Origin of the sequence: Enterobacter cloacae complex sp. 302F9, assembly GCF_050030335.1 — a bacterium.
Lineage (GTDB): Bacteria > Pseudomonadota > Gammaproteobacteria > Enterobacterales > Enterobacteriaceae > Enterobacter > Enterobacter hormaechei_C.
This window is the reverse complement of sequence record NZ_JBLGUC010000001.1, coordinates 2,757,305-2,769,730: the sequence shown is the minus strand read 5'-3', so window position 1 is coordinate 2,769,730 and position 12,426 is coordinate 2,757,305. Positions and strand designations below refer to the sequence as shown.

The window sequence follows — 12,426 nt, the reverse complement described above, 5'->3', positions numbered from 1 at the left end:
CGTGGATTCACCCGCGGAGCTTTTTTTATTACACTCCCTTCAGACATTTTGCCCCTGCGCTCCGGATAACAGGCGTTTCAGCGTTGTTAACAACCGTCAGAAACTGTGTAAACTCCCGAGCCTGGACAGATAAATTAGAGGAGCTTTTATGAATCCGACATTGTTACGCGTAACACAGCGCATCGTTGAACGCTCGAAAGAGACCCGTGCTGCCTACCTTGCCCGCATCGAACAGGCGAAGAGTGAAACTGTCCATCGCTCTCAGCTGGCCTGCGGGAATCTGGCCCACGGCTTTGCGGCCTGCCAGCCTGGTGATAAAGACGCGCTGAAAAGCATGTTGCGTAACAATATCGCCATCATTACCTCCTATAACGACATGCTTTCAGCCCACCAGCCGTATGAGGTCTACCCGTCTATCATCCGCAATGCGCTGCACAGCGTGAACGCGGTGGGCCAGGTTGCAGGCGGCGTGCCGGCCATGTGTGATGGCGTAACCCAGGGCCAGGACGGTATGGAGCTGTCCCTGCTGAGCCGCGAAGTGATCGCCATGTCAGCGGCAGTGGGCCTCTCTCACAATATGTTTGATGGCGCGCTCTATCTGGGCGTGTGCGACAAAATCGTCCCGGGGCTGGTGATGGCCGCGCTGTCGTTTGGCCATCTGCCAGCGATTTTTGTGCCGTCAGGCCCGATGGCTAGCGGTCTGCCAAACAAGGAAAAAGTCCGTATCCGCCAGCTGTACGCCGAAGGAAAAGCGGACCGTCAGGCGCTGCTGGAAGCGGAAGCCGCGTCCTATCATGCGCCGGGCACCTGTACGTTCTACGGTACGGCCAACACCAACCAGATGGTGGTGGAGTTTATGGGGATGCAGCTGCCGGGCTCGTCGTTCATTCAGCCAGATGCGCCACTGCGTAAAGCGCTGACCGAAGCCGCAGCCCGTCAGGTGACGCGCCTGACCGGTAACGGCAACGAGTGGATGCCAATGGGCAAAATGGTGGATGAAAAAGTCATCGTAAACGGGATTGTCGCCCTGTTGGCGACCGGCGGTTCAACCAACCATACCATGCACCTTGTCGCGATGGCGCGCGCGGCGGGCATTCTGATCAACTGGGATGACTTCTCCGATATCTCCTCCGTGGTACCGCTGATGGCGCGTCTGTACCCGAACGGTCCGGCGGACATCAACCACTTCCAGGCCGCGGGCGGCGTGCCGGTGCTGATGCGCGAGCTGCTGAAAGGCGGCCTGCTGCATGAGGATGTCAACACGGTGGCGGGCTTTGGCCTGCATCGCTATACCCTTGAACCCTGGCTGAACAACGGTGAGCTGGACTGGCGCGAAGGGGCGAGCGACTCGCTCGATCCTCAGGTTATCGCAACCTTCGAACAGCCGTTCTCTCCTCACGGCGGCACCAAAGTGCTGAGCGGTAACCTTGGACGTGCCGTGATGAAAACCTCTGCCGTGCCGGAAGAGAATCAGGTTATCGAAGCCCCGGCGGTGGTGTTTGAAAGCCAGCACGACGTTTTACCTGCCTTTGACGCGGGTCTGCTTGATAAAGACTGTGTGGTCGTGGTGCGTCATCAGGGACCAAAAGCGAACGGGATGCCAGAATTACATAAACTTATGCCGCCGCTTGGTGTATTATTGGACCGCCGTTTCAAAATTGCACTGGTAACCGATGGACGCCTTTCAGGGGCATCCGGTAAAGTGCCTTCAGCGATTCATGTCACCCCGGAAGCCTACGACGGCGGCCTGCTGGCGAAAGTGCGTGATGGTGACATGATCCGCGTTAACGGTCAGACAGGCGAGTTAACCCTGCTGGTGGATGAAGCAGAGCTGGCGGCGCGTCAGCCACATATTCCTGACCTGAGCGCGTCACGCGTGGGTACCGGACGCGAAATGTTTGGTGCGTTGCGTGAGAAACTCTCCGGTGCGGAGCAGGGCGCAACCTGTATTACGTTTTAAGACGACTTGATTTTAACGATCTGGCGAGAGAAAACTCTGATGAAAAACTGGAAAACAAGTGCAGAAGCAATCCTGACCACTGGCCCTGTCGTGCCGGTTATTGTGGTAAACAAACTGGAGCACGCTGTCCCAATGGCGAAGGCACTGGTTGCGGGTGGCGTTCGCGTTCTGGAAGTGACCCTGCGTACCGCCTGTGCGATGGATGCGATCCGTGCTATCGCCAAAGAAGTGCCGGAAGCGATCATTGGTGCCGGTACGGTTCTGAATGCGCAGCAGCTGGCGGAAGTGACCGAAGCGGGCGCACAGTTTGCCATCAGCCCGGGGCTGACTGAGCCCCTGCTGAAAGCCGCAACCGAAGGTTCTATTCCGCTGATCCCGGGTATCAGCACCGTTTCTGAACTGATGCTGGGCATGGACTACGGCCTGAAAGAGTTCAAATTCTTCCCGGCTGAAGCGAACGGCGGCACCAAAGCGTTGCAGGCCATTGCGGGCCCATTCTCCCAGGTGCGTTTCTGCCCAACGGGCGGCATCTCTCCGGCCAACTACCGTGACTATCTGGCGCTGAAAAGCGTGCTGTGCATCGGCGGCTCCTGGCTGGTTCCGGCGGATGCGCTGGAAGCAGGCGACTGGGATCGCATCACTAAACTGGCTCGCGAAGCGGTAGAAGGCGCGAAACAGTAAGTTTGTTTGCCGGGTGGCGGCTGCGCCTAACCCGGCCAGCCAGACAGTTAAAACGGGCCTTTCGGCCCGTTTTTTTATCCTGCTACGCTGACGTTCGCAGCCGCTCTTTTTGCTCTCGCGACGGCTTCGTCCACATTTTCCCCGGTCGCTAATGCCACGCCCAGACGACGGCTTCCGTCGATCTCCGGTTTGCCGAACAGCCGGACCTGCAAGCCTGCGCCAACCGCACCTTCGACGTTATCAAAGGTGACATTCTGGCTGGTCAGCTGCGGCAGGATCACCGCCGAGGCTGCCGGGCCGTACTGACGGATGCCGCCAACCGGCAGGCCGAGGAAAGCGCGTACATGCAGCGCGAACTCGGAGAGATCCTGTGAAATCAGCGTAACCATCCCGGTATCGTGCGGACGAGGGGAGACTTCGCTGAAGATCACCTCGTCGCCGCAAACAAACAACTCCACGCCGAACAGGCCGTAGCCGCCCAGCGCCAGCACCGTCTTGCGGGCGATCTCCTGTGCGCGTGCCAGCGCCAGCGCGCTCATCTGCTGCGGCTGCCAGGATTCGCGATAATCGCCGTCTTCCTGCCGATGACCAATCGGGTCGCAGAAATAAACGCCATCCACGGCGCTGACGGTGAGCAGGGTAATTTCAAAATCAAACTTCACCACGCCTTCCACGATGACGCGCCCGGCCCCGGCACGGCCGCCCTGCTGGGCATAGTCCCAGGCGTTGTCCAGCGTGCTGCTGTCGCGGATAAAGCTCTGCCCTTTGCCGGAGGAGCTCATTACCGGCTTAATGATGCACGGGTAGCCAATCTCCTCTACGGCCTGGAGAAACGCAGCTTTATCCCCGGCAAAACGGTAGCTGGAGGTCGGGAGCTGTAATTCTTCTGCCGCCAGGCGACGAATGCCTTCCCGGTTCATGGTCAGTTTTGCCGCAGTGGCGCAGGGCACCACGCGCTGGCCTTCCTGTTCAAGGGCAATCAACATCTCAGTGGCAATGGCCTCAATTTCAGGTACCACGAAATCCGGTTTTTCGTCGGCAATTAACCCCCGCAGCGCATTACCGTCAAGCATATCGATGACGTGCGAGCGATGCGCGACGTGCATGGCGGGCGCATTCGCGTAACGGTCCACCGCAATCACTTCCACACCTAAACGCTGGCATTCAATGGCCACTTCTTTACCCAGTTCACCCGATCCCAACAGCATGACGCGCGTCGCGGCGGGACGCAGCGCGGTTCCTAAACGAGTCATAAAAATCCCCCTGAAAAAGATGCGGGCAGTATAAACGAAAACGTTTGCGTCTGTCTTGTATGGGGATAACCGGACAGCAGGGAAATTTGCGCTTCTTTAGTACTGACAGACATTTCCTGACACCCGCTCGCTTAGGCTGTGAAGGTTACGCACTGTTACGTGAGGAAAAATATGTCAGGCTGGATGAATCAACTGCAATCCCTGTTGGGACAAAAAGGCTCGTCGTCCGGCGAGCAGGGTCTGAGCAAGCTGCTGGTGCCGGGTGCGCTCGGCGGGCTGGCCGGTTTGCTGGTTGCCAATAAATCATCGCGGAAACTGCTTACCAAATACGGTACCGGCGCGCTGCTGGCGGGCGGAGGGGCTATTGCAGGCTCCGTCTTATGGAACAAATACAAAGACAAGGTGCGCAGCGCGCATCAGGATGAACCGCAGTACGGGAAGCAGGTATCGCCGTTAGATTTACGCACCGAGCGGTTGATCCTCGCCCTGGTCTTTGCGGCCAAGAGCGACGGGCATATTGATGCCAGTGAACGTGCCGCAATTGAACAGCAGATGCGGGAAGCGGGCGTTGAGGAGCAGGGCAGGGCGCTGGTGGCGCAGGCCATCGAACAGCCGCTTGATCCGCAGCGTCTGGCGCAAAGCGTGAAAAACGAAGAAGAGGCGCTGGAACTCTATTTTCTGAGCTGTGCCGCCATCGATATCGATCACTTTATGGAGCGCAGCTACCTGAACGCCCTGGGCGATGCGCTGAAGATCCCACAGGACGTTCGTGAGGGAATTGAGCAGGATATTCAGCAGCAGAAGCAGACCCTCGTGGGCTAGAAGGCCATGTTTCGCTTGCATCATACGCGTGTTTTGCCAACCTTATAGGATGTAAAACGAAAAAGTAAGAATGCCATGCTTCCAAAAGCCCGACGTACTCCTTATGCGATCACCACGCATGGCGATACGCGTATAGATAACTACTACTGGCTGCGGGACGATTCTCGTTCCCGGCCAGAAGTGCTGGACTATCTGCACGAGGAAAACGACTATGGCCGCCAGGTCATGGCCAGCCAGCAGGCGCTTCAGGATCAACTTCTGAAGGAAATGGTGCAGCGTATCCCCCAGCGTGATGTCTCTGCCCCGTGGTGCAAAAACGGTTATCGCTATCGCCATATTTATGAGCCGGGAAACGAATATCCCATCTACCAGCGCCAGTCTGTGCTGAGCGCCGAGTGGGATGAATGGGAGATCCTGCTGGATGCCAACAAACGTGCGGCCCACAGTGAGTTTTATACGCTGGGCGGCATGTCCATTTCCCCCGATAACGCCATTATGGCGCTGGCTGAGGATTACCTCTCCCGCCGCCAGTACGGTTTGCGTTTCCGCAATCTTGAAACGGGAAACTGGTATCCCGAAATGCTGGATAATGTCTCCCCCGATTTCGTCTGGGGTAACGATTCAGAAACGGTCTACTACGTTAAAAAGCATGTCTCAACGCTGCTGCCTTATCAGGTCTGGCGTCATACGGTGGGGACCGATTCCGCCGACGATGAACTGGTGTATGAGGAAAAAGACGAGACGTTCTATGTCAGCCTGCACAAAACGTCGTCTCGCCACTACGTGATCATTTTCCTCTCCAGCGCCACCACCTCAGAAGTGCTGCTGCTGGATGCAGAGCTGCCGGATGCGCAGCCTCTGTGCTTCCTGCCGCGCCGTAAAGATCATGAGTACAGCCTGGATCACTTCCAGCACAGCTTTTACCTGCGTTCGAACCGCGAGGGCAAAAACTTTGGCCTTTATAAAACCAAAGTGCGCGATGAACGCAAATGGGAAGTGTTAATTCCCGCGCGCGATCAGGTGATGCTGGAGGGGTTCACCCTGTTTACCGACTGGCTGGTGGTGGAAGAGCGTCAGCGCGGACTGACCAGTATCCGCCAAATCAACCGCAAAACCCGCGAAGTGGTGGGCATTGCGTTCGATGACCCGGCTTACGTAACGTGGATCGGCTTTAACCCGGAACCGGAATCGTCCCGCCTGCGGTACGGCTATTCGTCGATGACCACCCCGGATACGTTGTTTGAACTGGATATGGACACCGGGCAGCGTCAGGTGATTAAACAGGCTGAGGTCCGGGGTTTTGAGTCGGAAAATTATCGCAGTGAGCACCTGTGGGTGACCGCACGCGACGGCGTTGAAGTCCCAGTGTCGCTCGTCTATCACAAGGCGCACTTCAACAAAGGTAAAAACCCCATCCTCGTCTATGGCTATGGCTCCTATGGCTCCAGCATGGACGCCGATTTCAGCAGCAGCAGGCTGAGCCTGCTCGACCGCGGTTTTGTTTATGCGATTGCCCATATTCGCGGCGGCGGCGAGCTGGGTCAGCACTGGTATGAAGACGGAAAATTTCTCAAAAAGAAAAATACCTTTAATGACTACCTTGATGTTTGCGATGCGCTGATCGCGCAGGGTTATGGCGATCCGCAGCTCTGCTTTGGCATGGGGGGCAGCGCCGGGGGCATGCTAATGGGCGCCGTGATCAACCAGCGGCCTGAACTGTTTAAAGGGGTTATCGCCCAGGTGCCGTTTGTGGACGTGGTGACGACCATGCTGGATGAGTCCATTCCACTGACCACCGGGGAGTTTGAGGAGTGGGGGAACCCGCAGGATGAAACCTATTATCGCTACATGAAAGAGTACAGCCCGTACGATAACGTCGAGGCGAAAGCCTATCCGCATATGCTGGTGACCACCGGCCTGCACGATTCCCAGGTACAGTACTGGGAGCCCGCGAAATGGGTGGCGAAGTTGCGTGAGCTGAAAACTGACGATAATTTGCTGCTGCTGTGTACCGATATGGACTCGGGGCACGGAGGGAAATCAGGGCGATTTAAATCCTATGAGGGGGTGGCGCTGGAGTACGCCTTTTTGATTGGCCTGGCGCAGGATACGCTGCCAGGCCGGGCGGGGACTCAGGCTTCGCCTAAATAATGCTTCAGCGTCAGGCGCAGTTCCGGGCTCATTCTGTCGAGGTTGTTGTACAGCCAGCGCAGATAGCCCGGATCTTTGTCCGCCACTTCCGATACTGGCTTCCCGCGATATTTTCCGAACGTAAAGGTGGTCAGTAGCGCGGGGCGCCCGGTAATGGTCGCCATATCGTCTGGCGTCCAGCCGGAAGTATTCATGATATCAATCAGGAGCGCTGCGGTGATGTAGCAGTCGTAAAGAGCGCGGTGATGATGCAGCCCTTCCGGCGTCCGCACGCTGAGTTTACGCGACTTATACAGCGCCATATTGCTGTATTTGATCCCCGGCCACAGACGGCGCGCCAGCTTCATAGTGCAAATCCATTCGCCGGGCATCTCCGGCAGCACGCGGCGGTCAAAGCTGGCGTTATGGGCCACATACCACTGGCTACCGTGGTAAAGAGGGATGATCTCTTCAATCCACGGCTTATCCGCCACCATCGATTCCGTAATACGATGTATCGCCATCGCCTGCGCACTGATGGGACGATCCGGGCGCACCAGATGGCTCATGGGGTTGACTATCTTTCCGTCAATCACGTCGACAGAAGCGACTTCCACAATTCCACCCTGCAAATCACAGGTTTCGGTATCGATAACGCGCAGCATTGATCGCTCCTGATCCAAAATGCCTAGCCTAATGGAATGATATCGCCTTGCCAACCCTGTTGGCCTAAAGAACCGGTTAGCAGCAGTTCTCCCTTATCCGCACGTACGATCAGCTGACCTTTTTCATCCCATAACGCGCTACCGCCGCGCGCGTTCGCCATTAATACCGCGATGGCGTACTTGTGCGCGAAGCGTTGTAACGAACCGATGGATTGCCGCCAGCGATGCTCGCCCACGGCCAGGCTGCTGGTGAACAGCGTTGCCTCCGGGTCCAGTTCCGGGGCGTCAGCCTGGTTATCCACGATGGTTAACCGTTTATCGCCAGGAATAACACCCGCACCGTTGCCCTGCGGATAACGCCGGATGGTCGACAGGTTAGGGGTGAAAAGCGCGAGTCCTTTCTGGCGCTGGCCGTGTTGCTGGAGTGTAATACCGGCGGATCACCGTGATGAAACGTGACTGGGCGGCGTGAAGGAGGGGGGCAAGCTGCAAATCGTCAGGGGGTGGGGGTAAGGATGTTCCGCCTGGGCCGGTAAGCGAAAGCTCCGGAAAGACGATCAAATCGCACCCATGCCATGCAGCCTCGGCAATAAAGTGCAGGTGATGTTTTACGTGCTCATCAACACAGTTGTGCCGCGGGGCATACTGAGCCGCGGCAATATTCCATCGTGACATCGTGACTTCCTTATACACTAAGTCGCTGGGATTTTAAGATTACACCTAAATTTATCAGGGTTTTCTTATCCTGCCACATAACGCGTAAGGAAGTGTAACGAGACGTTAAGCTTATTTAACTTTAGGTTCGTACGGCAGGCGCGAGAGATTGACGGAGGCGAGGCGATGCGCAATGAGACGTTCGCGAAACCAGTCGCGCAGATGCGCGGGTTGTTCACGCTCTACCACTTCAGCCACGACGGGCATGTTGTAACGCTCTTTGAATGCGACCCCCGCGGCGGCGAGATCGACATTCACTTTGTCCATCTCGTCCTGAGGAAGGGCGGCCAGATTAACGTTCATTTCCTTCTCCTTTTTCTGCGGCGGCAACGTTACCGCGATTGTTCAACGATGACAAGGGAGCAAAGGATGTTCCTCGACTCGTTAATTATACAGAGTTATTCTTTAGCATTCAGGCATAACGAAAAGGAATGATTGTGATGCATTTTACCCCTTCCCGTGTCGCGTGCGCGCTGGTCTTTCTGCTCTCTTCAGCCATCACGCCCTCAGTTCTGGCCCATGCGCATCTTAAGCAGCAATCCCCGCAGGAAAATACCGTTGCGGTGGCGCCAGAGGTCATTACCCTGAACTTCTCGGAAGGCATTGAGCCTGCCTTCAGCGGCGTGGTGGTGACGGACGCACAGCAGCACAAGATCCAGACCGGCGCGGTGAAGCGTGACGAGAAGGATAACGCAAAGCTGATTGTTCCTCTTGAGAAACCGTTGACGTCCGGCACCTACACGGTGGACTGGCATGTGGTCTCCGTGGATGGCCACAAAACCAAAGGCAGCTATCACTTTAGCGTGAAATAGCATGCTGACCCTGAGCTACGTCGCGTTACGCTTTATCCATTTTGCTGCGCTGATGCTGCTTTTCGGCAACGCGCTTTACAGCGTCTGGTTTGCGCCGTCTTCGTTGCAGCGCCTCATGACCCGGCGTTTCCAGCGGCAGCAGAAACTCGCGGCCTTAATCAGCCTGATAGCGGCTCTGCTGATGTTTGGCCTGCAAAGTGGGTTGATGGGCAACGGCTGGGGCGATGTCATTCGTCCGGCGGTCTGGCGCAGCGTGCTGGGAACGCAATTTGGCGGCGTCTGGTTGTGGCAAATGGTGCTGGCCGCTGTGACGGCGGGCGCTGCATGGCTTACCCCGCAAAAAGGCTCACGGCTGTTACTGCTCGCGATGGGGCAGCTGGTGCTGCTGGCGGGCGTGGGACATGCCGCGATGAACGGTGGCGCACCGGGAGCGTTGCATCGTCTCAACCATGCGCTTCACCTGCTCTGCGCCGCGACCTGGGTGGGTGGTTTACTGCCGCTGCTGTTTTGTATGCGTCTGGCGAAAGGCCGCTGGCAGCCAGCCGCTATCTTTACCATGATGCGCTTCTCCCGCGTGGGGCATTACGCCGTGGCAGGCGTGCTGCTGACCGGGATAATCAATACGCTCTTTATTGTTGGCATAAACGTGCCGTGGCAGGCGCCTTATGTCCAGCTGTTGTTGTTCAAATGTACGCTGGTCATGATGATGGTGGCAATTGCGCTGGCGAATCGGTATTTTCTTGTGCCACGCTTTCGCCCGGAGGCCGGGCGGGAACAACAGATTTTTATCAGGATGACACAGGCAGAGGTGGTGCTGGGCGCGCTGGTACTGGCGGCCGTCAGCCTGTTCGCGACCTGGGAACCCTTCTGACAAGGTTAAATAACATATGAAAAAGACACTGCTTTCTCTTTTACTTCTCACCTGTGCCAGCAGTGCGTTAGCCGCGCCGCAGGTCATCACTGTCAGCCGGTTTGAAGTGGGTAAGGACAACTGGGCATTTAATCGTGAAGAAGTCATGCTTACCTGCCGTCCCGGTAACGCGCTGTATGTCATCAATCCCAGTACGCTCGTGCAGTATCCGTTAAATGACGTGGCGGAGCAGCAGGTTGCCAGCGGGAAAAGTAACGGACAGCCTGTCAGCGTGATCCAGGTAGATGACCCGGCAAACCCCGGGCAGAAGAAGAGTCTGGCACCGTTTATTGAGCGCGCTGAAAAGCTCTGCTAGCCGTCAGGTTTCCAGTAAAAAAAAAACCGCAGGTGCTTGTAAAAGCTCTGCGGTTTTTCACATTTAGTGATGTTCTGACGCTTTTTTTCAGACCACTTTTACTGTGGACTGGAAAACCTGACGTCGTCATCTATTCTTAAAGGGCAAGGCGATTGAGCCTGCATTAATGCCAACTTTTAGCGCACGGCTCTCTCCCAAGAGCCATTTCCCTGGACCGAATACAGGAATCGTATTCGGTCTCTTTTTATCTGCTTGAAAATAAACGATAAAATCCGGTTTTCGTCTCAGCAGAAGGTTCACTTCCTGTGCGCCTGCCTCAAACATACCACAACCCGGCAGGCGTAAGTCCAGTCCTTTTTGGCTGTTTTGTTAAATTTTTGTTTGTATTTTGCCTGAGACGACTGCGGGACCAATGCGCGCATGTACGGAAGCCGCAATATCATCAAGTAACGCAAAGCGGCGACGGTATTCGGCGCGTTTTTTGCTGGCAATCTCATCCAGTGCTTTACGCTCCATCTGAAGCGGCAACTGCCAGCAGAAGGGGGAGAGTTTCTTTCCGTTCAGGCCTTCCCAGAACTCGTCGTAGCTGGCGTGAAAATGACGGCCTTTGCTCAGACGGTAGCGCAGCGCGCGGAAAACATGGCCTTCATCGCTGACGGCAAAAATCGCGCTAATGTTCGAGCGTGAGGCAAGCTGGAAGATCACCTCCATCAGCACGCGTTTCGGGAAAAGCCCATGGCAGGCACGGGTAGCCTGCTTAATCACCTCCCGTGAAACATGACGACGTGGACCCTGAAGGCCGCCGATCACCAGCACCGTACGGCCGTTACTGCGTGCGACACAGAACGTCAGGCTGGCAAGCAGCGTATTGTCATTGTCGTGCAGCCAAAGCGTGCTTTCGCCTTCGCGTTCGGCCTTACCTGCGGACGAGGCGTGGACGGTATAGATTTCGCCGTTTTTTGCCTCGAACCGGACAACCGGCACCTCTTGCGGGCTGGTCAGCGCGTGGGCGAGGGCGATGTTTTTCAGACTATCAATCCACTGATAGTGGCTGACGATAGCATCGGCCCGATCGTTTGAGTTCAGGCCGCGCATCAGATACTGGCGGTGAGTTTTGCTCGGCAAGGTAATTTGAGAGGTGAGCAGCCTGTCGAAATCATCGCGCCCGGACAGGGCCTCCAGCATGCGATGGGTGGAGGACCAGAATAAAAGCGAGCGCAGTAGGAACTTTAACCGGTAATCACGTTTGTGCCAGATTGGGCCGGGAACGCGTTTTCCTCTCACCAGTTCAGAAATAATATTTGTGCGATGCGGATAAAAAACATCGTTTTGCAGGTGTATGTTTGACACGTGAAAATCCCTCTTTTTATTCCGCTCTATTTTAAAGGCCAGGGAATAAGGGATTAATAGCGCAGCGATCTTTATTTCCGGCTGGTTTATGGTTTGTTTGGATTCGCAAAATCCAACGCCAGCTCATGACATTTTCTGTGGCAGTTATACTTCTTACAGGAGGCGTTATGTATCAGAAAATAGAGGGAGAACACTGGCGTCATGTCTGGGTTGTCAGCGATATTCATGGTTGCTATCAGTGGCTTATGGATGAGCTGAAACGACGGCATTTTAATCCTGATACGGATCTGCTGATCTCGGTGGGGGATATTATCGATCGCGGGCCTGACAGCGTAAAATGTTTACAGCTGATGCAGGAAAACTGGTTTTATGCGGTACGCGGTAATCACGAGCAAATGGCGTTAGATGCGCTTGAAAATAATGATTTTAGTCTCTGGTCGATAAATGGCGGTAACTGGTTTACCGGGCTTAAGGACGCTCAACAAAAACAGGCGAAGGGTTTACTCGATGCGTGTCGGGACCTACCGCACATTATTGAAATAACCTGCAAAAACGGTCTGAACGTGATTGCTCATGCGGATTATCCCTCCGCCGAATATGGCTGGCATAAGCCGGTGGATGCCCAGCGCGTGCTGTGGGATCGCGACCGGCTAATGGGCTTTATGGTGGGCAAAGGGCAGGGCATTAGCGGTGCGGATCACTTCTGGTTTGGACATACGCCTGTGGACAAACGCTACGATTTTAACAATCTGCACTACATTGATACGGGGGCAGTATTCGGGGGCTTTCTGACGCTGGCGCAGCTTCAGTAAT

The 12,426-nt window shown here is 55.8% G+C and carries 13 protein-coding genes and 1 pseudogene; 8 read left to right on the top strand and 6 right to left on the bottom strand.

Annotated features, from left to right (window positions below):
• Nucleotides 1-148: 148 nt before the first annotated feature.
• Together edd and kdgA are read left to right on the top strand one after the other, a co-directional pair.
• Entirely contained in the window at nt 149-1,960 is a 1,812-nt protein-coding gene (gene edd / locus ACQG0T_RS13410) for a phosphogluconate dehydratase (RefSeq protein WP_015570284.1), read from the top strand.
• A 39-nt stretch (nt 1,961-1,999) separates the two neighbouring features.
• Nucleotides 2,000-2,641, top strand: a complete 642-nt coding sequence (gene kdgA / locus ACQG0T_RS13405) for a bifunctional 4-hydroxy-2-oxoglutarate aldolase/2-dehydro-3-deoxy-phosphogluconate aldolase (RefSeq protein WP_003859774.1) — start codon at nt 2,000-2,002, stop codon at nt 2,639-2,641.
• Nucleotides 2,642-2,715: 74 nt separating this feature from the next.
• Here the strand turns inward: kdgA and purT are convergent, their stop codons facing one another.
• Nucleotides 2,716-3,894, bottom strand: coding sequence for a formate-dependent phosphoribosylglycinamide formyltransferase (gene purT, locus ACQG0T_RS13400; protein ID WP_015570285.1), 1,179 nt, complete (start codon nt 3,892-3,894; stop codon nt 2,716-2,718).
• 171 nt (nt 3,895-4,065) lie between these two features.
• Here purT and ACQG0T_RS13395 point away from each other — a divergent pair, with 171 nt between their 5' ends.
• Nucleotides 4,066-4,716 (top strand): tellurite resistance TerB family protein, encoded by a 651-nt coding sequence (locus tag ACQG0T_RS13395; RefSeq protein WP_015570286.1) that lies wholly within the window; start codon nt 4,066-4,068, stop codon nt 4,714-4,716.
• Between the two features lie 75 nt (nt 4,717-4,791).
• Entirely contained in the window at nt 4,792-6,867 is a 2,076-nt protein-coding gene (gene ptrB / locus ACQG0T_RS13390; protein ID WP_023296804.1) for an oligopeptidase B, read from the top strand.
• On the opposite strand, the gene exoX is transcribed toward ptrB, so the two are convergent.
• The 3 genes and pseudogenes from exoX to ACQG0T_RS13375 all read right to left on the bottom strand — a co-directional run bounded on the left by exoX (nt 6,849) and on the right by ACQG0T_RS13375 (nt 8,528).
• Nucleotides 6,849-7,511 carry an exodeoxyribonuclease X gene (gene exoX, locus ACQG0T_RS13385; RefSeq protein ID WP_015570288.1) on the bottom strand — a complete coding sequence of 221 codons (663 nt, stop codon included), beginning with the start codon at nt 7,509-7,511 and terminating at the stop codon, nt 6,849-6,851. The two genes, ptrB and exoX, sit on opposite strands and share 19 nt — an antisense overlap.
• Nucleotides 7,512-7,534: 23 nt before the next feature.
• A pseudogene (locus ACQG0T_RS13380) lies at nt 7,535-8,186 on the bottom strand (nitrilase-related carbon-nitrogen hydrolase).
• Nucleotides 8,187-8,297: 111 nt separating this feature from the next.
• Nucleotides 8,298-8,528 carry a DNA polymerase III subunit theta gene (locus ACQG0T_RS13375; protein WP_003859784.1) on the bottom strand — a complete coding sequence of 77 codons (231 nt, stop codon included), beginning with the start codon at nt 8,526-8,528 and terminating at the stop codon, nt 8,298-8,300.
• Nucleotides 8,529-8,665: 137 nt separating this feature from the next.
• Between ACQG0T_RS13375 and yobA the strand changes: the two genes are divergently transcribed.
• The 3 genes from yobA to ACQG0T_RS13360 are packed head-to-tail and all read left to right on the top strand — an operon-like array spanning nt 8,666 to nt 10,263.
• On the top strand, nt 8,666-9,037 hold the full coding sequence (gene yobA, locus ACQG0T_RS13370; RefSeq protein WP_023296802.1) for a CopC domain-containing protein YobA: 372 nt from the start codon (nt 8,666-8,668) through the stop codon (nt 9,035-9,037).
• Nucleotide 9,038: 1 nt separating this feature from the next.
• On the top strand, nt 9,039-9,908 hold the full coding sequence (gene copD, locus ACQG0T_RS13365) for a copper homeostasis membrane protein CopD (protein WP_271040312.1): 870 nt from the start codon (nt 9,039-9,041) through the stop codon (nt 9,906-9,908).
• 16 nt (nt 9,909-9,924) lie between these two features.
• A complete protein-coding gene (locus ACQG0T_RS13360; RefSeq protein WP_003859787.1) occupies nt 9,925-10,263 on the top strand; it encodes a YebY family protein in 339 nt (112 codons plus the stop codon).
• 126 nt (nt 10,264-10,389) lie between these two features.
• On the opposite strand, the gene ACQG0T_RS13355 is transcribed toward ACQG0T_RS13360, so the two are convergent.
• Nucleotides 10,390-10,587: a hypothetical protein gene (locus tag ACQG0T_RS13355; RefSeq protein WP_017693250.1), complete on the bottom strand. Its 198-nt coding sequence runs from the start codon at nt 10,585-10,587 to the stop codon at nt 10,390-10,392.
• Between the two features lie 45 nt (nt 10,588-10,632).
• The gene (locus tag ACQG0T_RS13350; RefSeq protein ID WP_023296801.1) at nt 10,633-11,613 is read right to left on the bottom strand and encodes a VirK/YbjX family protein; all 981 of its coding nucleotides are present in this window, start codon (nt 11,611-11,613) and stop codon (nt 10,633-10,635) included.
• Between the two features lie 167 nt (nt 11,614-11,780).
• Between ACQG0T_RS13350 and pphA the strand changes: the two genes are divergently transcribed.
• A complete protein-coding gene (gene pphA, locus ACQG0T_RS13345) occupies nt 11,781-12,425 on the top strand; it encodes a protein-serine/threonine phosphatase (RefSeq protein ID WP_015570293.1) in 645 nt (214 codons plus the stop codon).
• Nucleotide 12,426: the final 1 nt, after the last annotated feature.

Coding starts and splice junctions, on each gene's coding strand:
- ACQG0T_RS13375 (WP_003859784.1), bottom strand. CDS start 8,528: ATGAACGTTAATCTGGCCGCCCTTCCTCAGGACGAGATGGACAAAGTG.
- exoX (WP_015570288.1), bottom strand. CDS start 7,511: ATGCTGCGCGTTATCGATACCGAAACCTGTGATTTGCAGGGTGGAATT.
- pphA (WP_015570293.1), top strand. CDS start 11,781: ATGTATCAGAAAATAGAGGGAGAACACTGGCGTCATGTCTGGGTTGTC.
- ptrB (WP_023296804.1), top strand. CDS start 4,792: ATGCTTCCAAAAGCCCGACGTACTCCTTATGCGATCACCACGCATGGC.
- edd (WP_015570284.1), top strand. CDS start 149: ATGAATCCGACATTGTTACGCGTAACACAGCGCATCGTTGAACGCTCG.
- copD (WP_271040312.1), top strand. CDS start 9,039: ATGCTGACCCTGAGCTACGTCGCGTTACGCTTTATCCATTTTGCTGCG.
- ACQG0T_RS13395 (WP_015570286.1), top strand. CDS start 4,066: ATGTCAGGCTGGATGAATCAACTGCAATCCCTGTTGGGACAAAAAGGC.
- ACQG0T_RS13360 (WP_003859787.1), top strand. CDS start 9,925: ATGAAAAAGACACTGCTTTCTCTTTTACTTCTCACCTGTGCCAGCAGT.
- kdgA (WP_003859774.1), top strand. CDS start 2,000: ATGAAAAACTGGAAAACAAGTGCAGAAGCAATCCTGACCACTGGCCCT.
- yobA (WP_023296802.1), top strand. CDS start 8,666: ATGCATTTTACCCCTTCCCGTGTCGCGTGCGCGCTGGTCTTTCTGCTC.
- ACQG0T_RS13355 (WP_017693250.1), bottom strand. CDS start 10,587: ATGTTTGAGGCAGGCGCACAGGAAGTGAACCTTCTGCTGAGACGAAAA.
- purT (WP_015570285.1), bottom strand. CDS start 3,894: ATGACTCGTTTAGGAACCGCGCTGCGTCCCGCCGCGACGCGCGTCATG.